The 26714-nt window shown below is 38.9% G+C and carries 24 protein-coding genes and 1 tRNA gene; 4 read left to right on the forward strand and 21 right to left on the reverse strand.

Features of this window, described 5'->3' with window-relative positions:
- Window positions 1-59: 59 nt before the first annotated feature.
- On the forward strand, window positions 60-467 hold the full coding sequence (locus tag QL986_RS12240; RefSeq protein ID WP_013465705.1) for a hypothetical protein: 408 nt from the start codon (window positions 60-62) through the stop codon (window positions 465-467).
- A gap of 1 nt (window position 468) precedes the next feature.
- Window positions 469-783: a helix-turn-helix transcriptional regulator gene (locus tag QL986_RS12245; protein WP_013465706.1), complete on the forward strand. Its 315-nt coding sequence runs from the start codon at window positions 469-471 to the stop codon at window positions 781-783.
- A gap of 75 nt (window positions 784-858) precedes the next feature.
- On the opposite strand, the gene QL986_RS12250 is transcribed toward QL986_RS12245, so the two are convergent.
- Window positions 859-3741, reverse strand: coding sequence for a pitrilysin family protein (locus QL986_RS12250; protein ID WP_290191588.1), 2883 nt, complete (start codon window positions 3739-3741; stop codon window positions 859-861).
- 240 nt (window positions 3742-3981) lie between these two features.
- On the opposite strand from QL986_RS12250, the gene QL986_RS12255 reads away from it, so the two are divergent.
- Entirely contained in the window at window positions 3982-4938 is a 957-nt protein-coding gene (locus QL986_RS12255) for a hypothetical protein (protein ID WP_290191589.1), read from the forward strand.
- Between the two features lie 347 nt (window positions 4939-5285).
- Here the strand turns inward: QL986_RS12255 and QL986_RS12260 are convergent, their stop codons facing one another.
- The 18 genes from QL986_RS12260 to rppH all read right to left on the reverse strand — a co-directional run bounded on the left by QL986_RS12260 (window position 5286) and on the right by rppH (window position 23041).
- A complete protein-coding gene (locus tag QL986_RS12260) occupies window positions 5286-6509 on the reverse strand; it encodes a HEPN domain-containing protein (RefSeq protein WP_024602659.1) in 1224 nt (407 codons plus the stop codon).
- 538 nt (window positions 6510-7047) lie between these two features.
- Window positions 7048-7122 (reverse strand) — tRNA-Arg (locus QL986_RS12265).
- A gap of 74 nt (window positions 7123-7196) precedes the next feature.
- Window positions 7197-7874: a FlgO family outer membrane protein gene (locus tag QL986_RS12270; protein ID WP_024602661.1), complete on the reverse strand. Its 678-nt coding sequence runs from the start codon at window positions 7872-7874 to the stop codon at window positions 7197-7199.
- A gap of 8 nt (window positions 7875-7882) precedes the next feature.
- Window positions 7883-8560, reverse strand: coding sequence for a FlgO family outer membrane protein (locus tag QL986_RS12275; protein ID WP_024602662.1), 678 nt, complete (start codon window positions 8558-8560; stop codon window positions 7883-7885).
- Between the two features lie 12 nt (window positions 8561-8572).
- Window positions 8573-9166: a FlgO family outer membrane protein gene (locus QL986_RS12280; protein WP_013465607.1), complete on the reverse strand. Its 594-nt coding sequence runs from the start codon at window positions 9164-9166 to the stop codon at window positions 8573-8575.
- Window positions 9167-9233: 67 nt separating this feature from the next.
- Window positions 9234-9896 (reverse strand): SPOR domain-containing protein, encoded by a 663-nt coding sequence (locus QL986_RS12285; RefSeq protein ID WP_024602663.1) that lies wholly within the window; start codon window positions 9894-9896, stop codon window positions 9234-9236.
- Window positions 9897-9914: 18 nt separating this feature from the next.
- Window positions 9915-12911 carry a hypothetical protein gene (locus QL986_RS12290; protein ID WP_290191590.1) on the reverse strand — a complete coding sequence of 999 codons (2997 nt, stop codon included), beginning with the start codon at window positions 12909-12911 and terminating at the stop codon, window positions 9915-9917.
- Window positions 12912-12937: 26 nt separating this feature from the next.
- A complete protein-coding gene (locus QL986_RS12295; RefSeq protein WP_024602665.1) occupies window positions 12938-13768 on the reverse strand; it encodes a fimbria/pilus periplasmic chaperone in 831 nt (276 codons plus the stop codon).
- Between the two features lie 13 nt (window positions 13769-13781).
- Entirely contained in the window at window positions 13782-14228 is a 447-nt protein-coding gene (locus tag QL986_RS12300) for a DUF4402 domain-containing protein (RefSeq protein WP_024602666.1), read from the reverse strand.
- Between the two features lie 32 nt (window positions 14229-14260).
- Window positions 14261-14851, reverse strand: coding sequence for a DUF4402 domain-containing protein (locus QL986_RS12305; protein WP_024602667.1), 591 nt, complete (start codon window positions 14849-14851; stop codon window positions 14261-14263).
- Window positions 14852-14987: 136 nt separating this feature from the next.
- Window positions 14988-15584, reverse strand: a complete 597-nt coding sequence (locus tag QL986_RS12310) for an SPOR domain-containing protein (RefSeq protein ID WP_024602668.1) — start codon at window positions 15582-15584, stop codon at window positions 14988-14990.
- A 70-nt stretch (window positions 15585-15654) separates the two neighbouring features.
- Complete coding sequence (locus QL986_RS12315) at window positions 15655-16557, reverse strand: SPOR domain-containing protein (RefSeq protein ID WP_024602669.1); 903 nt, start codon at window positions 16555-16557, stop codon at window positions 15655-15657.
- Between the two features lie 225 nt (window positions 16558-16782).
- On the reverse strand, window positions 16783-17661 hold the full coding sequence (gene galU, locus QL986_RS12320; protein ID WP_013465615.1) for a UTP--glucose-1-phosphate uridylyltransferase GalU: 879 nt from the start codon (window positions 17659-17661) through the stop codon (window positions 16783-16785).
- Between the two features lie 17 nt (window positions 17662-17678).
- A complete protein-coding gene (locus QL986_RS12325) occupies window positions 17679-18530 on the reverse strand; it encodes a thymidylate synthase (RefSeq protein WP_013465616.1) in 852 nt (283 codons plus the stop codon).
- Window positions 18531-18543: 13 nt separating this feature from the next.
- Entirely contained in the window at window positions 18544-19347 is an 804-nt protein-coding gene (lgt, locus tag QL986_RS12330) for a prolipoprotein diacylglyceryl transferase (RefSeq protein ID WP_013465617.1), read from the reverse strand.
- Window positions 19348-19359: 12 nt separating this feature from the next.
- On the reverse strand, window positions 19360-20169 hold the full coding sequence (locus QL986_RS12335; protein WP_013465618.1) for a sulfite exporter TauE/SafE family protein: 810 nt from the start codon (window positions 20167-20169) through the stop codon (window positions 19360-19362).
- A gap of 65 nt (window positions 20170-20234) precedes the next feature.
- Window positions 20235-22499: a phosphoenolpyruvate--protein phosphotransferase gene (gene ptsP / locus QL986_RS12340; protein ID WP_013465619.1), complete on the reverse strand. Its 2265-nt coding sequence runs from the start codon at window positions 22497-22499 to the stop codon at window positions 20235-20237.
- A 23-nt stretch (window positions 22500-22522) separates the two neighbouring features.
- Window positions 22523-23041, reverse strand: a complete 519-nt coding sequence (gene rppH, locus QL986_RS12345) for an RNA pyrophosphohydrolase (protein WP_013465620.1) — start codon at window positions 23039-23041, stop codon at window positions 22523-22525.
- A 528-nt stretch (window positions 23042-23569) separates the two neighbouring features.
- Here rppH and mutH point away from each other — a divergent pair.
- Window positions 23570-24241: a DNA mismatch repair endonuclease MutH gene (gene mutH, locus QL986_RS12350; protein WP_013465622.1), complete on the forward strand. Its 672-nt coding sequence runs from the start codon at window positions 23570-23572 to the stop codon at window positions 24239-24241.
- A gap of 13 nt (window positions 24242-24254) precedes the next feature.
- Here the strand turns inward: mutH and QL986_RS12355 are convergent, their stop codons facing one another.
- Together QL986_RS12355 and eno are read right to left on the reverse strand one after the other, a co-directional pair.
- Window positions 24255-25229, reverse strand: coding sequence for a 2OG-Fe(II) oxygenase (locus QL986_RS12355; RefSeq protein WP_013465623.1), 975 nt, complete (start codon window positions 25227-25229; stop codon window positions 24255-24257).
- A 143-nt stretch (window positions 25230-25372) separates the two neighbouring features.
- The gene (eno, locus tag QL986_RS12360) at window positions 25373-26671 is read right to left on the reverse strand and encodes a phosphopyruvate hydratase (RefSeq protein WP_013465624.1); all 1299 of its coding nucleotides are present in this window, start codon (window positions 26669-26671) and stop codon (window positions 25373-25375) included.
- Window positions 26672-26714 lie beyond the last annotated feature (43 nt).

Genomic DNA, 26714 nt, shown 5'->3' on the forward strand with positions numbered 1-26714 from the left:
ACGGCGTAAAAAATAATAACAAACGCTAAATTAGCATCATCAACTCAACAAGGATAACGATGATGAAAAACGACATATTAAATACAAAAAAATTAGGCTATAAATTTTACTTTCAAGATGGCGATAACCAAATAGCCTGTTTTGGAAGCTACTTTACTGGTAAAGAAGAAGTCTATATTAACGATGACTTAGTTAGCAGTAGACGCAGTGTTAATATAAAAAGCTCACACACATTTGATTTTGAAAATTCGCAGTACCAAGTGAAATTTGACATGCTCAATATACTCACAGGACGTCTTGAGTGCACTCTATACAAAGATCAAGAAGTGCTTGCCAAGCAAGTTCAAAGTAGTCTTCCTAGCGATCCTAAAAAAGCGGCTTTTTTTATTCTAGGCTGCGCGTTAGGTGGTGCAGTATTTGGCTATACCACTGCAACAGTCGTAGAGCTAATTGTAGGAAAACTTTAACATGCAATTAAACCCTACAACGGTAAAGTCGCTTAGGCACACATTCGATTGGACACAACAACAGCTTGCCGATGCCTGCGATGTAAGCTTACGAACCATTCAACGAGTAGAAAAAGAAGGTGCAGCCTCAAAAGAAACCACCATGGCCTTATGTGCGGTATTTGAAGTACGCCAAGGTGAACTTATTAAGCTTGATGAAAACAACCAAAATGATGCCAATAACAGTCCATCTAAAAGTTTTATTGCAGGTTTGATTATTAGCTCTGTTATTAGTTTTGCTCTTGGTGCAGCCTCAGTACTTTTAGTAAGTAACTAGTATTTACAACCTAAAATATAAAAATGCCCCAATGCTTACTGCACAGGGGCATTTTTTAATACTTAAAAACTTAAATTATTGAAATACTTTATCCACCTTTACTACTTCAATATTTTTTGCAGGAATTGCCAGTTTATAATCAGCAATTACCTTATCTTCAGCCACTAACTCGGCAGGCTTATCGGTGTTATACACCATAGGCGAGGTTTGCATAGTTGCTAAACGTTTTTGCATATCTTCACCATCACCGGTAACAAACACATAGTGAATATTCTCAGTTTGTAGGTTGTCTTTAATCACGCGATTTACATCGTCAACAGTCAATGTTTTAAGCTTGTTTGTGACGTAGTTTACAAAACTATCGGTGTTATAAAACTCGCTATCTAGCGCATAACCTAACTGGCGATTTTGACTAGCAACCATTTGCGGCACAAAGTTAATTAAAAAGTTACGCGTGGCTTCAAAATCTGCCTCGGTCATGCCATTTTTAATTAATTTATCTAGCTCAAATAATGCGGTACGGGTAGCAAAATGCGCATCGTTGTTTGAGCGCAGTGGACGCAGCCACACTTGGAAAATTTGCTCAGAGCGCCCTAAGTTTGCATCTGGCTTAGTTTGAAACATACCACGAGGGAAGTATTCAATGTAGGCGTAATCACCGTAATTCATGCCACGCGTTTGACGAATACGTTCGTACAAGTAACTGTTAGAACTGCGATGCTCACCAAAGTACGAACGCACTAGCCACAATGCGGTCCAGTCTTCGCTGCTACGAATGGTATCAATAGGGAACCCGAACGACACAGCCGTTGATTGCGCTGACTTTTCAACAATCGTTGCATGATGACCTTTAAGCTCTGGCGCATCAGGGATTGTTAAGCGGCTTTGCTCACCTTTAGGGAGTGTCGCTAAGTCAGCTAACATTTGTGCTTTGAGTTTTTCAGGCACAGCACCAATTAAACCCACAGTAAGTTTAGCTTGTGTAAGCTCAGCATTATAAAACGCTTTAACATCATCAAGAGTAAGCGCTTCTAAATCTGATAAGTCACCGTAGTTATAGCTTTCATAAGGGTGCCCCTTATAAAGCACGCTGTAGAGCACTTCTTTACCCAACTCTTCATCATTAGAGGCTTTTAAACCTGATTTAATGCCATCGATCATTTCTTTTTTCAGACGTTTAAAGTCATCTTCTCTAAAGCCTGGGTTTAGAAGCTGCTCACTCACTAAAGCATACCACTGAGCAGCATTATCTTTATGAATACGCCCTTGAAACGACAGCATTTCTTTATCTATTTGATAACCAAAACTACCCGCCAGCGGGTACATTGCCTTTTTAATTTCTTTATAACTCATTGACGTTGAGCCACCTTGCGCCAGCATTGCGGCAGTGAGTGCTGCCACGCCTTTTTTACCCTGCGGATCGGCAGCCGCACCGGTATTAAATAATAAGTTAATATCGATTAACGGCGAGCTATTAGTTTTATCCAGCACTTTAAAGATAGGCTTACTCGGTGCTTGCTGATACTTAGCTACCAAGGCATCTAAGTCGCTTTCTTGTTCAAAACCTGGGGCTTTATCAAGTGCCGACATAGTAATTGTGGTGCGCGCATTATCAACAAAATACTTATTTGCAACGGCTCTAATATCTTCGCTAGTGATATTGTCTGCCGATTTATACAGCTGATTAATTACCTCAGGATCGCGCTCAAAATGCATATAGCTGGCAAGTGTAGAGGCAATTGCTTGCGATGAATCTAAACCATTTATAAAGCTGTATTTAAGATTAGACTTTAAATCACTGAGTTTTTGGCTATCAACCAACTCGGTACGCGCTTTGGCATACGTACGGTTTATAGCATCACGCACTGTGGCTAAATCATCGGCATTTTCAACTTTTACAAATACATGTAGTAACCCTGGATCTTTAGTCTCTGGGTTATAGGTAAACATTTGACTCGCTATTTGCTTTTCTACTACCAGCTCTTGGTAAATATCTGAATTGCTCGAAAAATAAAGCTGCGACAGTAAATCTAATGCGGCTCTGTCTTTTTTCTGAGGCTCCCATGCAGCCCCTTTATACGACACAAGTAACCAGTGACCAGGTAATCCTTCGTTTTGCTCATGCACATATTTTGGCGCTTGTTGAGTTGGCTCTTTAGGAATATCAGCAACATAGTCGCCTTTTTGCCAGTTACCCCAGTGTTTTTTAACCATCGCCATGGTCTCTTTTGGCTCAACATCACCAACAATCACAAGCGATACATATTCAGGCTTATAAAACTTATCAAAAAATTCTTTACCGTAGGCCATTTGATCTGGCATGGCTTCAATGTCTTCAAAAAAGCCCATTGTAGTGTGTTTATAGGTATGTTTTTCGAACGCTTCTTGGCGTACCGCACTTAATAATTTACGAATTGGACTGGCGTTATTTTTTAAGTACTCGCCTTTAACCGTTAGCGCTTCCGTTCTAAATTGCTCTTCGGTGTAGCTTAGGTTTTGAAAAATATCCGCTTCAATCTCAAGTACTTTATCAAGATGTTGCTTTGAAAAATTTAAGTGGTAGTTAGTGTAATCGTTAGTTGTGTAGGCGCGGTTATCAACCCCTGAATTTTTTAAAATATCTGAATACACATCTTGCGGAAACTTTTCAGAGCCTTTAAACATCATGTGTTCAAAAAAGTGAGCAAAACCAGTTTTACCTGCTTCCACTTCATTACGCGAGCCAACAGACACCGGTATTTGTAGCGATACTACATCTGGGTAATCGGTTTTAACTACCATCACACGTAGGCCGTTATCTAACTCTTCTATTAGGTAATCTTGTGAAAAAACACGCTCATCTGCTTTATTAACTTGTTCTTGTTGAGCTGCTGTTTGCGTGTTTTGACTTTGCGGCATAGCACAACCGGTTAAGGCCAGCGATACCGCTAGGCTAGTTGCCAATAATTTAAATTTCATTGTTATCCCTTTTTAAATTGAGCAATTTTTAAAACATTTACCAAACTAAGTATGCCGTAAAGTAATTAAATATAAGAGCCCTAAGCCTATTAATTATGTAAACAACTGTGTCAGTTATTAGGGTTTAACTATGAAAATAATTCACGTTAGTTGAGAAACTTTCAACAAATAAATCTATCTAGACGTCTAAATGGCTGCTATATTAAATCCATCATCACAAATTAAGCTGGAATGGGGATTATGGCTTTATCACTTCAAGAAAAAATACAGGACACCAACCAAGGTGTTTACCTAATTGGCACAACACCGCCAAAAATTGGGACTGATGAAGCGCAATTAAAAATCATTGCCGAAAAGTTATTAGGCCGTTTACACGAAATTGAATATGACGGTGTGATTATTTATGACATTCAAGATGAAAGCAGTCGTACAGAGCAAGCGCGTCCATTTGCATTTAAGCAAACAGTTGATCCGCGAGAGTACAGCCAACTCTTACGAGGCTTATCTGATCTTGATGTAATTACTTATAAAAGTGTAGCTCAGCGCGGTGTGAGTGAGTTTAAAGCGTGGTTAGATGAAACTAAAAATGACTACGATTTAAAAAACGTGGTATTAGTGGGTAGCCCGTCATCAGCGGGTGATATAAAGCTGAGCTTACCGAATGCCTACAAAACACTGGCAGAGCAGTCAGAAGACTTCTTTTTAGGTGGTGTAACCATTGCTGAGCGCCATGCCAATAAGCGCAACGAGCACCAACGCTTAATAGAAAAAACAGCACAAGGGTGCCAGTTTTTTATCTCTCAAGCCGTGTACAACGCACAAGCAACCATAGATTTAATAACCAGTTATGCGCGCACATGCAAAGCACAAGGCCTGACACCTAATCGGATTATATTGACCTTTACGCCTTGTGGTGGTGAAAAAACCTTAGAGTTTATGCAGTGGCTAGGTATCTCAGTGCCAGAGGCAACTAAATGGCGCATGCTTGATTCGGAAAATACACTAAGCGAATCAGTGCGTATTTGTCGCGAAAACCTCGACTCAATTTTAAAAAGCTGTGCTCACTTAGGTGTACCACTGGGTTTAAATATTGAAAGCTTAACCAATCGTAAAGAAGAAATAGACGCGTCTATTAATTTATACCGATTGCTAAAAGCCACTATGGAATTAAATATTGCGGAGAAACTGATAGCTTAATTGCGGGATTCGGGATTCGGGGTTCGGGGTTCGGGGTTCGGCAAAGTATTTTATAAAGCGGGCTAATTGATAGCTCGCTTTTTTATTATGAAAAATTAAATGGAGTGCTTCTTTGATCGAGTAAAGGACGATCACTTTAGCTCGTTTTTGTTGAATTCCAGGTTAGCATTCATACCAATTCAAGCGATTCATTATAACTTCAAGTCTTGCAAAGTCACTTTATTACTTAACCATCATAAAAATAAGTATCGTATTTATTAAAATAGAAGCGATACTTGTAAGCAACTCAAAATATTAGCTAAGTCATTTGGTTCTACTATTTTTATACAATCTATGTAGCGCTAGAATTACGAAAAAAACAATTCCTCATAGTCATCTTTAGTTAGTCCATTTTTTTCAATAATTTTCACTAAACAATCCCTTAAAATTGGAAAAGTTTCATCCATAATAATACTAGGTCTTAATTTACCTCGACCGTTAACTTTGTATGAGTCTTTAAGAATCCCATCATGAACAGCGGAGGAGCGTATACTGTATGCTGCATTCAATAAAGAAGATATTTCTTTACGCTTTTCAAGGTCATCAGAAGCCAATTTTGAACCAATAATTTTTATTTGTAGAGCTAGCTCTCCATTAGTATCAGGCTTTGTTAATATCGACTCAATGGCAATACCTAGATCAATGGCTTTATTTGTATCATTCCAAGTGTTCATAGCCTGACAGAGACGAGCCAAAGAAATATCTAAAGGCAATCTAATTTTCTCATTCATAGATAAATATTTTCCAAATAAATTAGTAATTTGTTCAGCGTCAATATCATTCCATGAATCATAATGTGTAGGCTTAATAACCTCTAAATATTGAGTTGAATGTATGTCTATTATTCCAGAAAGAGGTGTAGTGTCTTCTAAAATACACCAGCGTAATTCAACGCAAGGGGCGAAGTTAGAAGCGAATAAAGATAGAAAATTAGTTATTAAAAATTCTTTATTTACATAACCTTTCATAGTTTTGATATTAGCATCACTAAGATCATTTGAAAGTAATATGCTTTTCATGGGTTGACATAAAAATGTATAGGGCGGGTGGATTTTTCCACTAGATGAAATACTTGAAGATAATTTAATTAATTTGTTATTTATATTTTCCCTGACTGTATTGGGTAAATTTCCAAAATCACAAAAATAAATACCATCTATTAATTCTGCTTTTCCTTTAAAATCCACCCCACTAATTAATGAGATATTATAAATCACTACATCTGATGAAGATTCAAGCTCTAGTAAAGATGAATAAGCAAGTTCCGCCCCAACCTCAGAAGCCTGTAAAACTAACCATTTCGCCAAATACATTGCATTAATCTTTTCCCCATACCCTCCAACGCGAAATGTTGAGGAAGATAACCTAGGGTGCTCTTCTTCAATAAGATTAGCTAATTTTATTGAATTACGTGATGCACCGTATTTCTTTGCATAATTACGCCAATCATCTTGGGCTATCCATAAAGTAAGTTGCTGTATGTTTCTTTCTACAACTGACGTATTTATAGCTTTAATTATTCGTTGATTCATACAAGTACTATCCCTAATATCTCATTATTACCAGCGCAATTACATTATACACTTAACGACTTTAATTCCAGTTACTACTCAGGCCTCATGTGATCGTTAAAAATACTCAGTACTACATCACGGAAATCACAACGAACAGTATTAGAATAATTGATAAATTTTACTAGGGCAAATGTGCTTGAACAGGATGTAAATGAGTAAAGGGTCTTGCGCATAAATGGGCAATAGTAAATTGGCCCCGCCTTCCGTTCATGGTACTCAGCCTATAGTCGGTATAGAGTGGTTTAACTTACTGTATAAAGCAGTTATTTATATCGCTAACGTGGTAAGTTGGGTTGTTTCTGGTAAATTCATTATTTTTGTCGGATGGCGTGGCTCCGCCACTTATCCGACCTATGTCAAAATGTAGGTTGGTTAAGCCGAAGGCGCCACCCAACAGGCTTTCAAATTCACTTTTTATCCGCAAATGCCACATAGCTGACATTGCTACATAGAGTTAGGATAGGAATAGAGAGAAATAATAACTCATTGATTTTATTGGTAGCCCCTGCAGGAATCGAACCTGCAACTGCCCCTTAGGAGGGGGCCGTTATATCCATTTAACTAAGAGGCCACGCTGGGTGCTAAGTACTAAGTGTTTGGAAATTATAACGGCATCTGGTTTTTTATATCAAGCATCAAATTAAGTTAATTGCTTGATAAATATATATCTTCTTTATTTAATACGTAAAGCGGTATAAATGTTCGGCTGCTGGCTGCTAAGCGTTTGCTTTGAATATCAATAACGCGTGCGTTTATTTCTACCCCGTCCTCTCTATAAATAAGGGTGCCTGACAATACATGGCTGGCTATACTGGTACCTGCAAGTTTGCGAGTGTTACGTGTAAAGGCAAAATCGCCTTGCTTATTTACGGTAATTAAATTGGCTGTTTTAAAATCAACGGCGCTATAACCAAACTTTTGTAGCTGATGTATAAAGGTTTCTGATAACTGATTACCTAACTGGCTTGTTGTAGTTAAACTTGCGTCTAAATCAACGAACGACGTAACCGCAATCGCTGCATCTTGAGGGGCTACTTGCATGGTGTCGGTTAAATCAAGTGCCATTTGCTCAACGTAATTAACTAAGCTTTTGTGGTGCTTGTTTGGATTAAATTGCGTTGTATCAGCATATTGCTCTTGCTCGTCATTGCGCTGCATTTGCGCCATGATCTGGTTAAAATCAAGATCACTTACCACTGTTTGCTCTGGCTCAGATTTGGCGGGCTCGGTCGCGGTCGACTCGCCCATTAAATTACAGCCTGAAAGTAATAATGATAATGCACTTATGCTAATTAAAGCTGAGCGCTTAGCTAAGTTAGCCATGATAAACCTCACTTACTCGCTTGTTTTAGCATGATGCCATCAGCACTGTTACTGCTATTTAACGCGTCGATCACTGATTGCGGAATAAAGCCCTGTGCAGAGCCTACAACCGCTTTACTCGCTAAACCAACAATACGTGCGTTTACTAGTATGCCACCTTGGTGGTTTACTAGCGTGCCGGCTAATACGTAACTAAAATTTTGTTCTTGGTTAAGCTCTAAGTAGTCGCGACTAAAAACAAAATCGCCGCCAGGTGTTACACGCATATAATCGGTGGTTTTAAAATCGATTACCGGTACACCAAAATTATGCAGCTCATGCATAAAGCTCTCTGCTATTTGATTACCCACTAAGTCAGCATTGTTGTAGTCACGGTCTAAAAAAACAAAGCTTGATACCGCTAATGGCGTTTTAGTATTTACGTACTGTAAATTTTCAGCCATGTCTTGCATGATGCCACGCACATAATGATTAATATTTTTACGTGTTGGCGTGTTAACTTGTTTGTTTTTATTCATCACTGCTGTTTTATTTTGATACAGCGAGTCGCTTTGTGTAGGTGCGGCTACAGGGCGTTGCTCAAAAAACATAGGCGTATCGTCGGTAATTTGTGTGTCACTATGGTTTGTCATTTGTGAACAACCAAAGCCTAGTGGCAAACATAAAGTTAATAGTAGGCGTTTCATGTGTGCTCCTAATTAATATTCACTGCGGTAAATATAGTCACCGCGCTGCTGTATTTTTTCATTGCTCCACATCACATTGATGGGAATTTCAGTACTGCCGGCAGATACAACTTGGTTGGTTTGCATATTTACCATTCGTGCATTAACAATATAAGCATGCTCTTGGCGAGTTAAAGTACCGGTGATGACAAAGTCAATAATCTGACGCTGCTTTAAGTTGCCAGTATTGCGGCTAAGTACTGAGTCTGCACTCGCTGATAAGTTAAGTTGGTTTTCAAGCCGATATTCAACCGTGTTATAACCTAATTGGGTGAATTGGGTTATTAAGCTTTCCTGAATCTGCTGGCTAAGCCCTGCCCCCTGTCCTTGAGCAACGTGAGAATCTAGGGCATCTGCTAAATAAAAGCTACTGACCGCAATTGAAGCAGTGCTTTTAAAAGGCTCTTTAATATGGCTAAGCTGGGCACTTAAGCTACTTACGTACTGGTTCACCGTATAAGGTGCCATAACCGCTTTAGGCGCATCAGTGCTTATACTCGGCTTTGGCTGAGGTGTTAAACTACAGCCCGCTAAATTTAATAATAGTAAGGGTAACAAAAGGCGCATAGTTGCCATCCTCTAAAAACATAATAACAACAAAGCAATTATTATGCCGAATACCCTTGCCACATATTTATTTTAAAGGCTGCTGGGTGTAATGACTCACAATGCAGTTGATTTGGCGCTGTTTAAGTTTATCGCAATCAGCAGCCGCATTTGCTTGTTCCTGATAAGCCCCAAGCTTTAAACGGTAGTAGGTCATGCCACTCACGTTGATAGTTTCTACATTCGCCACAAACTCCCCCTCAAATAACGAAGATGCGCTGGCTTTTATTTGATTTAAACTTTGGCTAAGTCGGTCTTTGTCGGTAACGGCTGCAACTTGGAGGGCAAACAGCGCTTTAACGGCTTGTTTTTCATCAGCTGCTGCATTCGTTGCCACTTGAGCTTTTTGTGCTACTTTTGGTGATACCGTTTCAGCTGAAGCTTTAGCTGTTGGTACTACAGGCGTATTTGTTGATGCGGTGTCTTGATTTGCCACCGCATTTAATTGGCTTATTAATAGCTTTAAGTCTTGTTCAATCACTAGTAGACGCTCAACACCTGCTTTGGCTGCTTGCCACTGCTGAGATGATGCTTTTAGCTGCGCTAACTCCTCGTCAGAAAGGCTTGCACTGGCTTGTTTAGGCTGAGGCGATTCCACTGCTGTTTTGGGACTGCTGCATCCAGATATAAAAAGAGCACCAATATAGGCGATGAGTATTGAATAGCGTTTATATAAATTAGCATGTTGCATGGTTAAACCTTATTGTTATTAGTGGCTAATAAGTTGCGCTTGGACTTGGCAGTTCAAGCCTTTCACTTTTAATTCTGCGCATACTTGTTCAAGCTCTCCTTGGGCAGACTCGGCATAAGCGACGGCTAAAATATACCGCTTTTGTTTATCGTCTTTAATATAAAAAGCATCACGCTTTGATTGCTCATTTAGATGGCGCTTAATTAATTGATAATACGCTTTCATAATCGGCAATGATGAAAACCCACCCGCATTGGCAATATACGCTGGCGTTTGTGTTTTTTCTTTCAGTTCAAAGTCAACGCCCATTACTACTTCACCTTGCGCTGGTAAATTCACCATTACTTGTTGCGTATCTTTTAAGGACTTACGTTGCTTAAACTTATCATCTATAACCGCTTTATATTCGCCAGGGCGTAAATCGGTAAACAAATAATAGCCATCATAGGCAGCTTGAGTTTGCGCCACTTGGTTACCTTGTTTATCGAGTAATTTAACGGTAGCAAAAGGCTGCACTTCACTGCTGCCTTGCTCATCTCGTTTGTAAACAGTTCCCTCCAATTCACTACTGTGATTAAGCGGTATTTCCATATATTCAACAAAACCGGCACGGGGCGTAATAGAAAAACCATCGTTTGCGGTAATTAAGAATGGATCGCTAATGCTGTCAGGCTCAATAACTATATCTGTGGTTAAATTAGCTGGCATCCCTGATAATAAGGCTATACCGTTTTCATCGGTAACGGCTCTTCGATAATTTTGTAGCCCTTTAACTTTTATCCCTTCTAAGTTTTGCTCGCCTTTATCAAATACTCCGTTATTATTTGTATCAAGGTATACATGCACCATTAACGAACCCGACTGCACTAAACTACGGCTATTAGCAAAGTAGTTGTTATTTTTAGCGTCATAACCTAGGCTAAAGCGACCAAATAAACCGATGCGCCAATTATTCTCACTATCGTAATTAAAATTACTATTTAAGCTAAACAGCTCAGCTTGCCAATTTAATCCTAACTCAGCAAACTTAATGTTATCTTCTAGCTGGTGTGTTAATTTTAATTCTGCTTGTAAATTAGAGCTTAGGTTTCGGCTAAACTCCGTTTCGTAACTCGTAATTTCACTTTCAGGTTTAATTTCGTAGTTAATACCGAAACGCGTACTCAAACGTCCAAAACGTTTTTGCAACCGGCTACTACCAAAAAAGGTGTCATTATCTGACCACTGTAAATTATTATTAAACGAATAGCCGCTATTATAGTAATTTAAGCTATTTCCAAACCTAAGGGTGCTTTGTTGAGTATCACTACTTATATGTGACGCCGTGTTTTGATAACTTAACTGACCATAATTATTTTGCATAACATTACCCGATACAAATAACTCATAAACGTCTATATCGTTATATAAATTACTGTGCGAGCTAGCATTTAATAATAGTGATGCTTTTCGCATACTAAAGCGCAAAGATTGACCGGCAAGTTCAGTTCTGGCTGCAAGTTCAAGCTCTTTTTCACTGTCATTACTTTTTTCATAATCTAAATTAATTAATACACGATTAAAAATACTCAAATTAGAGCCAAACGCATAATTATTTTGATTCTCTGCGTTATCATTTTTTAGAGCCGATGTCCCCGCATAAACAGAAAAGTAGTCAGTTACCCCCTGTTCATAGCGACCTGATAATAACCAGCCTTGTTGATCGTTGAAGTAATTTGGTGTTGTGAGGACCTGCTCGCCCTCTTGGGTTAATGAAAACTCATAAAAGCCTTCTCCCTCATTTAAACTATTACCATCAATTAAATACTCTTCAACTCTGCGCTCTACTTGTCCCTGTGGCCCGTAAAATATAAGCTCAAACGTATTAGTCCCAAACTGTAGGTCTATATTTTCAAAAAGATAGCGCCCATCAGGTAAACTAAGCTGCTGACCAATTAAAATTTTATTGCGATATAGCTCTACATCCCAACCAGCCTGTATTGCACCAGTTAAGTTTATTTGATTACTATTTACCTTTTTATACAACGGTTTGTTATTTATTTTAACTCCACGTGCGTAGTTACTAGTAAAGTTACTTCCTATTTGCGTAGAAAGTACATCACCAAACGCTATACTAGTTGCATTTAACGGCCCTAATAAGCTTGCGCTTGCGTCTTCACGGCTAAAAGACAAACGTGAATCCCTAATAACATCGCCGTTTTGTCCTGCAAGGTAGTATTCACTTTTTAAATAAGCGAGATCTTGCGAACCTAAAATTGAGTAATCTAAAGAACGGTTAGATTCATTTGCAGAATAACTAAGTTGTAAATCAGCTACTGGTGTAGATACTGCTTGGTAAGGGCTGGCTTTCCAAGGTAATGTGGGCTCTAAATTATTCGCATTCGATGATATTTTCCGCTCTTCTCGTTGTAGTTTTTGTTCTATTGGTAAAACTTGCTTAGGTGAAAAGCCAAGTTCTAAAGAATTAAAGTTAAGCCGCATGTTTAATTCAAACCATTGATTTAAAAGTGCTGAATCAACAAACACATCACCGGAATCAAGATAGTAGTCTTGCTCTGAAAATGAATAAACCTCGTTCTTTATCACTACCGCTTTATTATTTAAGTTCAGTTCAAAACGATTTTCAGGTGAAATGTACCACCCTTGTGCGGTTAAGTTTTCACTATTAATGGTAATTGCAAAGTTAAGTTGCTCAAATAAACTGTTAAGTTCAATCCAAGCGCCACTTTCACTTTTTATTGCAACCAACTCCCCTAAATAATATTGGCGTAGGTATGCTGAAAAAAACAATAGTTCACCCACAGGGATACCTGCGCTTTTATCGTCAGCGTTGTTAAAAAGCGTGACCTCTTGCCCTTCATTTTTTTCGAGCTTTAATTGCCCTGTATTCAGAGCTTGCTCGTCAGTCAAAGCCTGCCATTTTTTCTCAATATTAAATAAAGTGTTATATATAGCGTCTGTTTTATTTACAGACGCGTGTACAGAAAAACTTAACACAAACAGTATTAAGCTCACACACCATGTAAAATACATTTTTAAAATCAGTTTAATAACCCTACTGAGCTTGCATTAATATTAACCACTTTCTCGGCAAATTTGATACCTTGATATTCTTTTAAACCTGAATATACAATACGCAACTTACCAGAACCTTTAATCGCATTTTTTTCAAATAGATTTAACGTCAATCTAGCCAATGGCACTTCAGCGTAAATACTATAGTCGTTAATCATAGACACTTTCATTTCTTCACTACTATTACTTGCTTGGTAAAAAGCTTCAACTTTACCAAAAGTACTATAGTTTCCTGCTCTCGCAAGCGAGACAAGTAATGCGTTATTTTTTTGATTTTTTATTACTTCAACAGATTCAATATCTACTTCAGGTATTTTAGCCCCTTGGCGTAATATAATTGGTATGGAATAACTCAAAATCATATTAATTGTGATACCCATTCCTTGTTTATTGCTTTTAGTTTCATTGGGTAGGGCCTTAAATAATAAATGCGAACGATACTCTTTATCGTCCAAACCTTTTGGTTTTCTAAGTGCAAGCTTTACTATTTGACGCTCACCTGGAGCTAGGCGTACCTGTGATGGGCTCATACGTACCATATTGCTTAATGATGAAGGAAGTATCTGCCTATCAGTTAAGGTAATATATCCACCTTCTGGCTTTGCTGTTTTTTCCTGCCATTCTAAACGGTATGTCTGATATTCATCGCCATTGTTTATTACAATCACTTTTGCAACGCGTTGGCGCTCATCAAAAGAAATACGAGTTGGAGAGATAAGTAAATTGGCTTGGCTATTAAAGCCTATAAATAGTTGACTGGCACATGCAAGTATTAAAAAAAGTTTATATAAATTCATTTTGAGATTGCTCTTAATACGAAATTGTTAATTCAATTGTGGTGCTGTAGTTATCGTCTATATATGGTTGCCCGTTGCCACTGGTGCTTAACTGCCCGCCAACCTTTAAAACCCCCATACCATATGCGTTTGTTGTTACTGAAGAAGCATAAATGACATTGTTAAGTATAAAAGCGTTTCCACCATTCACTCTGCTAAGGGATGGATATACACCTGTATCACTTATGTTTAATTGTACTCGTGCCCCGTATCCCTCAAAAAGCAATTCTGCAGGATTTCCACTGTGCATTAAATGTATGTTGGTTGTCGAACTGGTTCCACTTGGTAAAAGAGTGATTGAGCTACTAGGTGTATTTTTTACGACAACAATCGTACCAAAGTTTAGAGGTTCAAGAACGGTCACCTGAGCAAGTACTTTAGCGCTAAAAAAAACACTTAGTAGTAAAATAAGTTTTAGCACAAAGCGCCTGCCATTAAGGCAGGCAAATACTATTAATAATCTAATATTAATGTGAATGTACCACTGTAATCGCCATCAATGTAATCACTTGAAGGCGTTGTTGCATCTGTAGTTAATGTCGCACCCATATTAAATGTAGCAGCGCCTGTAGAGTCAACTTGGATAGTTGTTGTTGCTGCACTATTTGGGTTTGCGCCAGTTAATACGTAGTAAGTAGGAGTACCAAGTGTAAAGCCTGCAGTGCCTGCAGGAGCAGTTACTGGAGAAATAGCACCCGATACACCTGTCGCATCAATTGTAAGCGTTGCAAAAGGAGAAACCCCAGACACTGAAAAAGAAGCTGGCGTACCTGCTGCAAGTACTGCAATTTCTGCGCCCGCACCTGAAGCTGCTGTTATCGATGATGTTGCAGGATTAGCTGCAAGAACAAGAGTCGCCGTATCTGTTGCAGCTGTATCTGCTGTAGCACGAATAGTACCAAAATCTAAATCTGCAGTACTTTGAAAAGTAAATGCGTTTTGAACAGTTACACCTGCGTTAAATGTCGCAGTTTCCGCTATTACACCAAAAGAAAGAGCAGCCATTGACGCAGCCAATGCTGCTTTAGTAAATATTTTGTTCATAGTTTTCCCTTAGATATATGTTATTAACCTTTTGTTCAGGTTAATTTAAGTATCGGCCAAAATCACTAAAAAGTTAAAAAATATTTACTTTATTTTGATTTATAATAACAGGATGCAAAAATAAGCGAAAAAAACCTTAAACATCCTCTGAAAATGCCGCTAAGGTACATTTATTACCCATCTTATAAAAAAACAAACACAACTGCGCCGCCTGTTGTTGATTTTTTAGCGGGCCTGCTACAACACTATAAAAGATAGTTGATTCTTTTTTTTGCTCATTAATACGGTATTGCAAAATACTGTTTAATTGAGGGTATTGCTCTTTTAGTCGCTCCACTTGCCTTTTGGCTCCGTTAGAAATTAAATAACGTCCAATTTGCACACCGTACATTGCTTTGTTTGTACTGGTAGTGTTATCAGCTAAAGCGGTTTCTGATGAGTGTTGTAACGATTGCTTAGAGCCATACTCAACACGTTTAACTTTCTCTTTCATCGGCTCTGGTACGGTATCAATATCTGTTTGTGCAGAAAGCGCTTGAATCAATAACGATAAGTCTTCTTCCATGGTGCTTAAGCGCGCTATTTGCTCTTTGTTGTTATCCCATTGCTCTAGGTAAGGTTTTATATCTTTTTCACGTACAAGCTTATCGCTTTGTGAATCTGAAGGCATTAGCTGGTTGCTGCAACCAGCTAATGCAAATGGTATTAATAATGTTATTAAATAAAGTTTCACTTTAGGCACCCATTACAAAAGACTAGCTATCTACAGCTATTATGCAATAAAAGCGCCAAGTAATATTGTTTTATAACCTGATTGGTCCGTCAGTGTAGTTACTCACAAAACAGTCAACTTTATAAAATTTAAATACCTCGCAATCATCCTCTGCACTTTTAAAGTTAAAATACTCACCTAATTTTAGTCGATAATAGGTTTTGTTATTAACCTTTGCTTTTTCAATATTTGTCGTGATTTTGTCCTTAAACAAAGGCGCTGCTTTTTTGTTAATTTGCTTCCATTCTTTGGCAACACTCTCTTGTGAATCGAGTGACGCAACCTGCAATGCAAATACTTTTTTGTTGGTATCAACCATTGCCACTTTTGTTAGCTTCGATGTTTGAGGGAATACTTTTTTCTTCACGATTGAGTTCGTTGCTTTCGCAGGCAAACTAACAGCGCGCTTACTGTAGCTTTTTGAAGGGGCTGTAATCATTTTTGTAGGCACGCTAGCATAGCGACTACTGTGTCGCTGATTGTATGGAGCGTCCCCTTTAGAGGATTTTGCGTAGCGATTACTATACCTTTGCCTTGGTCGTTCAACTTTATCTGAGGTGCTTGCGTAATTATTACCATATCTAAGATTTGGCGGCGCCTTTGTGTTTATTACTGAGCGAGCATAACGATTGCTAACAGCCTGATTAGATTGCGCTATTGCTTTACTGTTAATAATATCTAGGTGATCAACTAAATATGTGAGCTCACGTTCTAACTTTAATAGCCGCTCTATGCCAGAGCGCGCTTGCTGCCATTGCAAGGCGGCATCTTTTAGTTGAGCAAGCTCGAGCGCTGTGATGGTTACATATTCAGGTGAGTCTTTAACTTCTTCATTTAATGATGTTTTATCAGGCGATATCGTACAACCAGTACTTAATAACAACAGTAATACGACTAACAGATATCGGTGATACTTTTTGCTGTATTCACACATTGATTGTTTCTCTTTCAATAGTTTAGACCGCTCAATCAAGTCAATTTTCAATTGAATCAACAAAGCACGTTAACAACAAAACAACTTGGGTTAACATAAAGATTACAACACAATGTTAAATATGTCTGTATAACTGCAAAAATAGTGATAATTTAAAATACTAAAAAAGCTATTTTACAATCAAAAAAAGCGCCATATAGGCGCTTCTAATAATGATAAGTTTATTTAAATTAACGTTTTAATAAACGTTTTAAGCTCACCGGCGAATTCATCACGACGAAGAGCAAATTCAATGGTTGCTTTTAAATAACCAATTTTACTGCCACAATCATGGCTTCGGCCTTTCATTGCGTAGGCATCTACTTTTTCATCTTGCATAAGCATGGCTATTGCATCTGTTAGCTGAATTTCATCACCAGCACCTTGAGGGGTTTTAGCCAGTAATGGCCAAATATTTTTACTCAACACGTAACGACCAACCACAGCAAGGTTTGAAGGTGCCTCGTCAACGGGTGGTTTTTCTACCATGCTTTGAATGGGTGAGCTTTCACCTTGGTTTAACTCAACATCACCTAAATCCACAACACCAAATTTATCTACGTCATCTTTAGGGACTGGCTCAACCATAATTTGACTGTGTTTAGTTTGCTCAAAGCGAGTAATCATTTCAGCTAAGTTGTCTTTTGTTAGGTCACTTTCTACATCATCAATAATAACGTCGGGTAAAATAACCACAAAAGGTTCATTGCCAATAATAGGGGCGGCACAGTTAATAGCATGGCCTAGGCCTTTTGCTTCACCTTGACGTACATGAATAATGGTCACATCTTTAGGGCAAATAGACTGTATTTCGGCAAGTAATTGCCGCTTTACACGTTTCTCTAATGTTGCCTCTAGTTCAAAGCTGGTATCAAAATGGTTTTCAATCGAGTTTTTACTCGAATGCGTTACTAGCACTATCTCTTTAATACCAGCGGCAACCGCTTCGCTAACAACGTATTGAATGAGTGGACGGTCTACAACGGGCAGCATTTCTTTTGGAATTGCTTTAGTTGCCGGTAACATACGTGTTCCAAGGCCGGCTACGGGGATCACTGCTTTCATTATGCTCTCCTTATTTTTTAAACTGAAAATGGGTATTGAATAGCCTCGTGGCATTGATAACCAACCACCTCAAAATCATCACGTGTTACCCATGTTTCTATATCTTCGAGCGACTTAATCTCTGGGTTAATTTTTAATTGAGGAGAAGCAAATGGCTCGCGCTTTAATTGCACGTCTCGCATTAAATCTAGCTGATTTTCGTAAATGTGGGCATTGGTGATTTTATGATATGCCTTACCTGCTTTGTGGCCAGTAATTTGTGCAACCAGTGCCAATAAAACAAAACATTGAATTTGATTAAAGTTTAGCCCTAACGGTACATCACAACTTCGTTGGTACGAAGTTAAATACAGGGTATCGCCTAGTAATGAAAAGGTATGCGTATGCATGCATGGGCGCAAGCAGCCAAGCTCAAACTCACCTGGGTTGTAAAAGGTAATAATTTCGCCGCGATCATCAATGCCATTTTTTAAATTATTGATGACCTTTGCAAGTTGATCCAGTGTTGAACCATCAGGGCGTTGCCAGCCTCGTCCTTGCACGCCATAAACGCGCCCCATATCATCCTCACCTTTACGATTAGGATTATTGAGCCAGGCACTATTTTCATTGGCGTTAGCATCCCAGGTTTTACAACCTATATTGCGAAACTGCTCAGCACTGTCATAGCCTCTTAAATAACCTAATAATTCAGCAATAGCCGCTTTGTAATAGCTTTTTCGCGTAGTGATCATTGGGAACTGATTATTAGCCACATCGTATTCTAAATCAGCGTTTATAACCGTTAAACAACGTGTACCGGTACGCTTGTTTTCAATCCATTGTCCTTGGTCAACAATGCGCTGACATAATTCTAAATATTGTTTCATCTAACTTCTTCTTTTAAGCTTTTGCCGCTGTTTTTGATAGTGGTTGTTTATAGGCCCAAATAAGTAAGCCTAACCCGCCAATTATCATTGGTAACGATAGAATTTGCCCCATAGAAATGAAATCAGCAAATAGCCCCAATTGCGCATCTGGTTGGCGAAAATATTCAATACAAAATCTAAATACGCCGTAACCCAGTAAAAACAAACCCGACACACTTCCCGCAGGACGTGGACGCTTAATAAACCACAATAATATGACAAACAATACAAGCCCTTCAAAAAAAGCTTCGTAAAGTTGTGAAGGGTGGCGTGCAAGCGGGCCTCCGGTTGGAAACACCATTGCCCACGGAACATCAGTGGTACGCCCCCATAATTCGCCGTTAATAAAGTTACCTATACGCCCAGCCAGTAAACCAACAGGCACTAAAGGTGCTACAAAATCACCGACTTGTAATAACGATTTTTTACGCTTGTAAGCAAAAATAGCAATTGCAGTGATCACCCCCAGTGTTCCACCATGAAACGACATGCCACCTTGGTCTATTCTAAACAAATATAAGGGGTTTTCGATAAAATAGCTAAATTGATAAAACAGAACATAACCAATACGCCCACCTAATATAACGCCCAGCATGCCGTAAAAGAGTAAATCGCTGACTTCGTCTTTAGTCCAACCTGAACCGGACTTATTAGCTTGACGATTAGCAAACCACATCGCAAACGCAAAACCAATTAAGTACATTAATCCATACCAACGAACGCTAAGTGGCCCAATAGAAAAAATTATTGGATCAATTTGAGGAAACTCCAGTGCCATAAAAATAAACCTTTAGCTAAAAACCATTTTAATAGCGATGATAACAAGTAACATCGCGAAAACTTTCTTAATTGTATTCACAGGTAAGTAATGCGTTGCTTTGGCGCCTATTGGCGCTATAAACCATGAGGTAACAACAATCCCTAACAATGCAGGTAAATAAACAAATCCCATAAAACCATGCGCTAAGTCAGTTACTTGCCAACCGGCGCTGACATAACCAATAGAGCCAAAAAAGGCAATTACAATACCACATGCAGCAGCGCAACCAATTGCCTTTTTAATATCAACCGAAAAATAGTGCAACATAGGCACAAGTAGTGCGCCACCGCCAATCCCAATCAACCCAGATAGTGCCCCCATTATCGCACTAATACTTCCTAGCACGGGGCCTGCAGGCATCGGGTGACCTACGCTCACTTTATTACGGGCAGAAAGCACCATTCTCATAGCAATAAAAACCACACTCACCGCAAACACGGTTCGTAACATTTTCTCAGGTATAAAGCTGGCAGCAAAGCCGCTAATCAAGGCGCCAATGGCCACACCCGACATTACCCAAGGGGCAATTTTCCAAGGCACATTATCATTTTTATGATGAGCTAACGCTGAAGAAGTCGAGGTAAATAAAATAGAGGCTAAAGATGTCGCAATAGCGATAACCAATACATGATCGGCAGCGGCCACATTAAAACCCAGTAACAAGCTCGTTAGCACCGGCACAATGATTAAACCACCGCCTATGCCTAGAAGTCCTGCTAAAAAACCAACAATGCAACCTAATAACGCACAACTTGCAACTAGAAGTCCTAGTTCATACATAGTTATCTCTAATACATTTAAGAATATGTATATTTTAATTGATTATATAAACAATAACAGCTCTATCATTTAGGTGTATAAAATAAATTACCTAGCTGATGCTCTATCATAAAATTACGGGTTAAACGCAACACTTGTTTAGCATTGGGCTGTGCTAAACACTCGCTCAGTAATTGTTCCATGTCACTAACATTTAAGCGCCTAAGCACCCATTTCACTTTATTTAACGACGATAAGTTCATACTTAAACGTCTATAGCCCATGGCAATGAGTAATATTGCTCCCTCGGGATCGCCGCCAAGCTCACCACATAAACTAAAGGGCAATTCATAGTGCTCACATTCGCTGGCAATATTATTTAATACACGTAACACAGCTGGATGATAAGGATTGAATAAATCGGCCACACGGGCATTTGCTCTATCTACCGCTAATAAATACTGAGTTAAATCGTTACTACCCACTGAGCAAAAATCGACTTTTCTAGACCACTCTGGCAGCATAAATACACTTGAAGGTACCTCAAGCATAATGCCAATATCTGGCTTTTCTATTAATTGCTCAGGAAATGTTTCGCTTAACTCATAATAGGCTTGGTTATACAATGCCAGCGACTCTTCAACTTCATCAGTGCCACTGATCATAGGCAGCATTATTTTTAAATTACCTAAGCCAATATTCGCTTTGAGCATGGCTTTGAGCTGATCTAAAAAAAGCTCAGGATGATCTAGGCTAATTCTAATACCACGCCATCCTAAAAACGGGTTTTCTTCGGTAATATTAAAATAATCTAAAACTTTGTCGCCACCAATATCTAACGTTCGCATAACTACGGGGTTAGGATAATAGCTACTGAGTACTTCGCGATACCATTTTTCTTGTTCTTGTTGCGATGGAAACTGCCCTTTTTGCATAAACCACGCTTCGGTTCTGTAAAGACCAACACCATCACAAATATGGGCACTATTTTGTTGCGTATTAAGTTCAAGCCCTGCGTTGAGCAATAAACTAATATGCTCCCCGTCCAAGGTAATTGCAGGCAGTGATTGCTCTTCTAAAAAACGATTGTTGAGTAAGTTATCTTGATGTTGTAACTCGGTATACTCATCAATAAGCATTTGCGAAGGCGAAATATATAAACGCCCAGCAAAAGCATCTAAAATCATTTCTTTGTTATCAAACTGCAGTAACGGTAAATCTTCAATACCCCAAATTGCAGGCACCCCCATTGCTCGCGTTAAAATAGAGGCATGGCTATTAGCTGAACCATTAATGCTTACCACACCTGCTAAACGCTCATTTGGCACTTCGGCTAACATCGCAGGAGTTAATGTGTGAGCGATGAGGATTGTGTTTTCAGGGTAGTCTTTTATTGCATGCTCAGTGTTCACTAAGTGATGAAGCACCCGTAAGCCAATGTCTTTAACATCAACCGCACGCTCTTTAATATAAGGGTCTTGCATTTCATTAAACTGTGCAACTAAACGTTCAATCACAATTTTTAATGCACTTTTTGCACACCAACCTTCTTGTAATTGTGCCTCTACATTATGACCTAAGCTTTTAGCATCCAATAATTGCTGATACACATCAAACACCGCCAACGCCTCTTGCGGTATGGTATCGCTTAATGTCATCGATAAAGTGCTAAATTCTTTGCGCGTTGCAGCAACCGCTTGCGTGAATAAACGGCGTTGTTCATTCACATCACTATTTTTAGTAAGCTCTATGGACTTAAAATTAAGTTTAGGAATAACAACAAAGGCTTTACCAATACTAATGCCTGGCGCACTAGACACCCCTTTTAAAACCGATGTTTGATGAGACGACTCATCTTGGCGCAATACTTCTTTTATTTCGGCATGTGCAAGCTGTGAAGCTAACTGCGCTGAGAGCGTAATTAAAAACGACTCTTCATCTTGAGAAAATACTCGAGCCATTTTCTGTTGCACAACAATAACGCCTAATACCTTTTTTTGATGAACAACAGGCACAGACAAAAAAGCGTTGTAGCCTTCTTCGTTCACTTCTGGGGAGAGTTTAAAGCGAGGATGCGATTTAGCAAACGCAATGTTAATCGCCTCTTCGCGCTGAGCAACTAGCCCAACAAGTCCTTCAGTAAAGCCAATTCTAAATTTACCCACCGCATCGGGGTTTAACCCTTCGCTGGCCATTAGTACAAAGTTATCTTGACTGTAATCGGCAAAATAAATGGAGCAGCACTGGGTATTCATGGCATCTTTTACCATTTTCACAAAGCACACTAACGCATCGTCTAAATTCGCTTGTTGCGAAACAGACTCAGCTATCGATCTGAGTGTTGCCAGCATACACTGCTCCTTTTTATGTAAAACTACCTTTTGCTTCGCCAATTGTCTTTTTGTTGCTCTCGCTTATTGAAGGGCATAGCAAAAGGAGCAAACTCTTTCATAACACGTCGATAAACATCCCGTTTAAACGATACTACTTGCCTTACCGGATACCAATAACTCACCCACCGCCAATCATCAAATTCAGGATGGTGCGTTTTTAGTAAGTTTACATCTTCATCTTTACAGCGTAACTTCAGTAAAAACCATTTTTGTTTTTGCCCAATACACACCGGACTTGAGTCGCGGCGGATTAATCGTTTGGGTAATTTATAGCGTAACCAATGTTTTGAGCTTGCAACTATTTCTACATCTTCTGGTCGCAAACCTACTTCTTCGTGTAATTCACGGTACATAGTTTGTTCTGGTGTTTCACCATCATCAACACCGCCTTGGGGAAATTGCCAAGAATGTTGACCATAGCGTCTGGCCCAAAACACTTGCCCCTGATTATTGCAAATTACAATTCCGACATTGGCACGAAAACCTTCGGCATCAATCACCTTAGTGCCTCATTTGTAAGTCGATTTTTTATGATTGTTCCACATTAGCTGCAATACGGCAAATACTATTACGTACAAGCCCCGTTAACGTCCTCGGTTAAGGCAAATTAATAGCGAAATCCATTGCATGTTAATAACAAACAACACTGCCATGATAAATACATAAAAACCACACTGTTTGTGCTGGTTACTCACAGCTTGTGCATAACTTTTGTAAAACACGCTCATTTAGCAAACAAATCCACAATACAAGATCTAAAAGGTGATGTTCTCCACAGAATCTGTGGATAAACATGTTTATACATCTGTATTTATCCTTACAACATTTATAGACCTTAATTAAAACTGAACACTAAAAACAAAAAAAACAATGCAGTTCAGTTACTTAGTTAAGCTTGGCGTTTTAAAACAGTGCATAAAATTGCACCACACACGGCACGAACAAAATTCAACCAACCGCTAAAGATATCCACTAACACACTAATTTGCTATCATGGCGTTGGTATTTATTCAACTAAAATAAACAGTATGCAACCTTTAAAACCTCATTCAATCAATCAATTAATGCAACGTGTCGATGCTATTGCAGGACTCACACTAGGACAACTTGCACAGCAGTACCACTTTAAAACGCCAGATGATTTATTGCGTGAAAAAGGCTGGACAGGTCAACTGATTGAGTATGTATTAGGCGCAAGTGCTGGGTCAAAACCGCTACCCGACTTTGAGGATTTAGGCATAGAGCTCAAAACCTTGCCCATTTCATATAAAGGCAAACCGCTAGAAACTACCTTTGTGTCGGTTACCCCACTAATGAATGTAACTGGCATGACCTGGCACACAAGTAGCGTACGTAAAAAGTTGAATCATGTTTTATGGCTACCTATTTTAAGTGAGCGCGATATTGCTCCGTTTGATAGAACCATAGGCAGTGGCTTTTTGTGGCAACCCTCCCCCGCGCAAGATGCGCAATTACAGCGTGACTGGGAAGAGCAAATGGAGCTTATAGCGCTTGGTCGGGTAGATGAAATATCAGGGCATTTAGGCGACGCCATGCAAATACGGCCAAAAGCAGCTAATAGCAAAGTAGTTACCGATGCCATAGGCCCCAACGGGCAAATTATACAAACCCTGCCCCGTGGCTTTTATTTGAAAACCAGTTTTACAAAAGAGATATTAAAACAGCAGTTTCAGTTGTAATTATTTGTCGGTATTAATTTTTGCACCAAATAGATTCGCGTAACCAAAAAGGTTTTTCTCGCATCCAAAGGGTACAAATCCACTTTTCACCTAATAATACGGGTTTTCCACTATGTACTGAGTTTTTATCTACCTGATTACCAATCATATTATTAAATTTAATTACTTGTCCTTGCTTGGCTTTAACACTTACATTCCAGTCTTTAAAGGCGGTTTCTCCACCTTCAAATCCGTCATTTAAATTTATAATACGTGTTCGCCGTCTTTGACCAAAAAAATTAAGTTCTTTTTTAGCATTTTCATTTGAAGGTGTAATAAAATCATAGTGCCATTTGTATTGCTGACCTTGAGTATAACGATAAATAATCATAGGCTCAGCATATGCTAAGTCAGCATAGTCGTCTGAACATATGATGCGCTGTAATATAGCTATTAAAATATTATCGACTGGTAATTGTGTTATAAGCTGCTCATTGTCTCTGATGTCTATAACTTTTTGTCTTGTAGAGTTTTCAGCATACACCCCAGCTAAATTTAAATTATTATTAGCAAGCTTTATAATCTCCTGCGCTAATTCATTCGTTAGTTGCGTTTCTAATGTTGTCACAGGTAATGATTGTTCAGAGGATTGAATATTCAATGGCATAATTAAGCTACTCCACAACCCTATTAAATCGGTTTCAATACCCTGCTGTATAGTCTTAGGAAGGCCCGATATATGTTTTTCAAAGTTAATTGTTACTTGCGGATCAGCAGTTCGGATTGGCCAAAAGTGAGATAAAACCTTAAGAGCTTCAATTTTATGATACTTAGCTAAGCATAAAACAATGGCTAGCTCCTGAGAAGAAGTTGATGATGAAACCGCATGACATAACCAATAGTGAACAAATTCAGGAGCTGTTAGCGCAAAAGACACTATTTCTTGTTTTGGAGGAAGCGTGCCATGATATTTGGCATTTATGAGGTGAGTAACATAGTTATTTTTCATAATCATTTTATTGTTATTTTTAATACGCTCCTAAAGTAACAATAAATTTACAAACAATAAACCACCCACCTGTTATATTTGCATTTATGATTAAAAATCCCCGCATAAGCGAGGATTTTTATAATTTTAAACAAATTAAAGAATTACTGGCCTTTAACTTCTTTTAAACCATTGTACGGTGCTTTAGCGCCTAATTGCTCTTCAATACGAAGCAATTGGTTGTACTTAGCAACACGGTCTGAACGGCTTAATGAACCTGTTTTGATCTGGCCTGCAGCTGTACCAACCGCTAAATCAGCAATGGTTGCATCTTCAGTTTCACCAGAGCGATGAGAAATAACGACTGTAAAACCAGCATCTTTCGCCATTTTAATTGCCGCTAACGTTTCTGTTAGTGAACCAATTTGGTTAAATTTAATTAAGATTGAGTTAGCAATACCATTGTCGATACCACGTTTTAAAATCTTAGTATTGGTTACGAATAAGTCATCACCCACTAATTGGACTTTATCGCCCATTAGTTTAGTTTGATGAGCAAAGCCATCCCAATCAGACTCATCTAAGCCATCTTCAATTGATACAATTGGGTATTGCTCAGTTAAGTCTTTTAAGAAGTAGTTAAACTCTTCAGAGGTAAACTTTTTACCTTCACCTTTAAGGTCGTAGATATTTGCTTCTTTGTCATAAAACTCAGAGGCAGCACAATCAAGTGCAAGGGTAATATCTTTACCAAGCTCATAACCGGCATTTGCAACAGCCACTTTAATTGCTGCAAGTGCTGCTTCGTTTGATGCAAGGTTTGGTGCAAAACCGCCTTCGTCACCAACAGCTGTTGAATGACCATCTGCTTTAAGCACTTTTGCAAGGCTGTGAAATACTTCAGCACCCATACGCAATGCTTCACGGAAATTAGCAGCACCAACTGGCTGAACCATAAATTCTTGAATATCTACTGAGTTATCAGCGTGCTCACCGCCGTTGATGATGTTCATCATTGGTAGTGGCATAGAGTAAACACCTGGCGTGCCATTTAAGTCAGCAATGTGCTCGTATAGCTCTACTTTTTTAGATTGTGCAGCCGCTTTTGCGTTAGCAAGTGAAACCGCTAAAATAGCATTAGCACCTAGTTTTTCTTTATTTTCAGTACCATCTAAATCAAGCATTACTTGGTCTACATCACTTTGAGCAAGTGCATTTTGACCTTTTAAAGCCGCTGCAATTTCATTATTAATGAAACCTACCGCTTTTAATACGCCTTTACCTAAATAACGAGTTTTATCACCATCACGTAATTCTAATGCTTCGCGAGTTCCTGTAGATGCACCTGATGGTGCAGCAGCACGGCCCCATGAACCATCAGCTAAATATACCTCAGCTTCTACAGTTGGGTTACCACGCGAGTCCATAATTTCACGACCGATTACTTTTACGATTTCTGACATCTTGATTCCTCTATATTCCCAAAATGGTGAGTACGGCTAACCT

The sequence above is a fragment of the Pseudoalteromonas sp. APC 3250 genome (assembly GCF_030407915.1).
GTDB classification, from domain to species: Bacteria; Pseudomonadota; Gammaproteobacteria; order Enterobacterales; family Alteromonadaceae; genus Pseudoalteromonas; species Pseudoalteromonas tetraodonis.

Coding starts and splice junctions, on each gene's coding strand:
- QL986_RS12240 (WP_013465705.1), top strand. CDS start 60: ATGATGAAAAACGACATATTAAATACAAAAAAATTAGGCTATAAATTT.
- QL986_RS12245 (WP_013465706.1), top strand. CDS start 469: ATGCAATTAAACCCTACAACGGTAAAGTCGCTTAGGCACACATTCGAT.
- QL986_RS12250 (WP_290191588.1), bottom strand. CDS start 3,741: ATGAAATTTAAATTATTGGCAACTAGCCTAGCGGTATCGCTGGCCTTA.
- QL986_RS12255 (WP_290191589.1), top strand. CDS start 3,982: ATGGCTTTATCACTTCAAGAAAAAATACAGGACACCAACCAAGGTGTT.
- QL986_RS12260 (WP_024602659.1), bottom strand. CDS start 6,509: ATGAATCAACGAATAATTAAAGCTATAAATACGTCAGTTGTAGAAAGA.
- QL986_RS12270 (WP_024602661.1), bottom strand. CDS start 7,874: ATGGCTAACTTAGCTAAGCGCTCAGCTTTAATTAGCATAAGTGCATTA.
- QL986_RS12275 (WP_024602662.1), bottom strand. CDS start 8,560: ATGAAACGCCTACTATTAACTTTATGTTTGCCACTAGGCTTTGGTTGT.
- QL986_RS12280 (WP_013465607.1), bottom strand. CDS start 9,166: ATGCGCCTTTTGTTACCCTTACTATTATTAAATTTAGCGGGCTGTAGT.
- QL986_RS12285 (WP_024602663.1), bottom strand. CDS start 9,896: ATGCAACATGCTAATTTATATAAACGCTATTCAATACTCATCGCCTAT.
- QL986_RS12295 (WP_024602665.1), bottom strand. CDS start 13,768: ATGAATTTATATAAACTTTTTTTAATACTTGCATGTGCCAGTCAACTA.
- QL986_RS12305 (WP_024602667.1), bottom strand. CDS start 14,851: ATGAACAAAATATTTACTAAAGCAGCATTGGCTGCGTCAATGGCTGCT.
- QL986_RS12315 (WP_024602669.1), bottom strand. CDS start 16,557: ATGTGTGAATACAGCAAAAAGTATCACCGATATCTGTTAGTCGTATTA.
- galU (WP_013465615.1), bottom strand. CDS start 17,661: ATGAAAGCAGTGATCCCCGTAGCCGGCCTTGGAACACGTATGTTACCG.
- QL986_RS12325 (WP_013465616.1), bottom strand. CDS start 18,530: ATGAAACAATATTTAGAATTATGTCAGCGCATTGTTGACCAAGGACAA.
- lgt (WP_013465617.1), bottom strand. CDS start 19,347: ATGGCACTGGAGTTTCCTCAAATTGATCCAATAATTTTTTCTATTGGG.
- QL986_RS12335 (WP_013465618.1), bottom strand. CDS start 20,169: ATGTATGAACTAGGACTTCTAGTTGCAAGTTGTGCGTTATTAGGTTGC.
- ptsP (WP_013465619.1), bottom strand. CDS start 22,499: ATGCTGGCAACACTCAGATCGATAGCTGAGTCTGTTTCGCAACAAGCG.
- mutH (WP_013465622.1), top strand. CDS start 23,570: ATGCAACCTTTAAAACCTCATTCAATCAATCAATTAATGCAACGTGTC.
- QL986_RS12355 (WP_013465623.1), bottom strand. CDS start 25,229: ATGAAAAATAACTATGTTACTCACCTCATAAATGCCAAATATCATGGC.
- eno (WP_013465624.1), bottom strand. CDS start 26,671: ATGTCAGAAATCGTAAAAGTAATCGGTCGTGAAATTATGGACTCGCGT.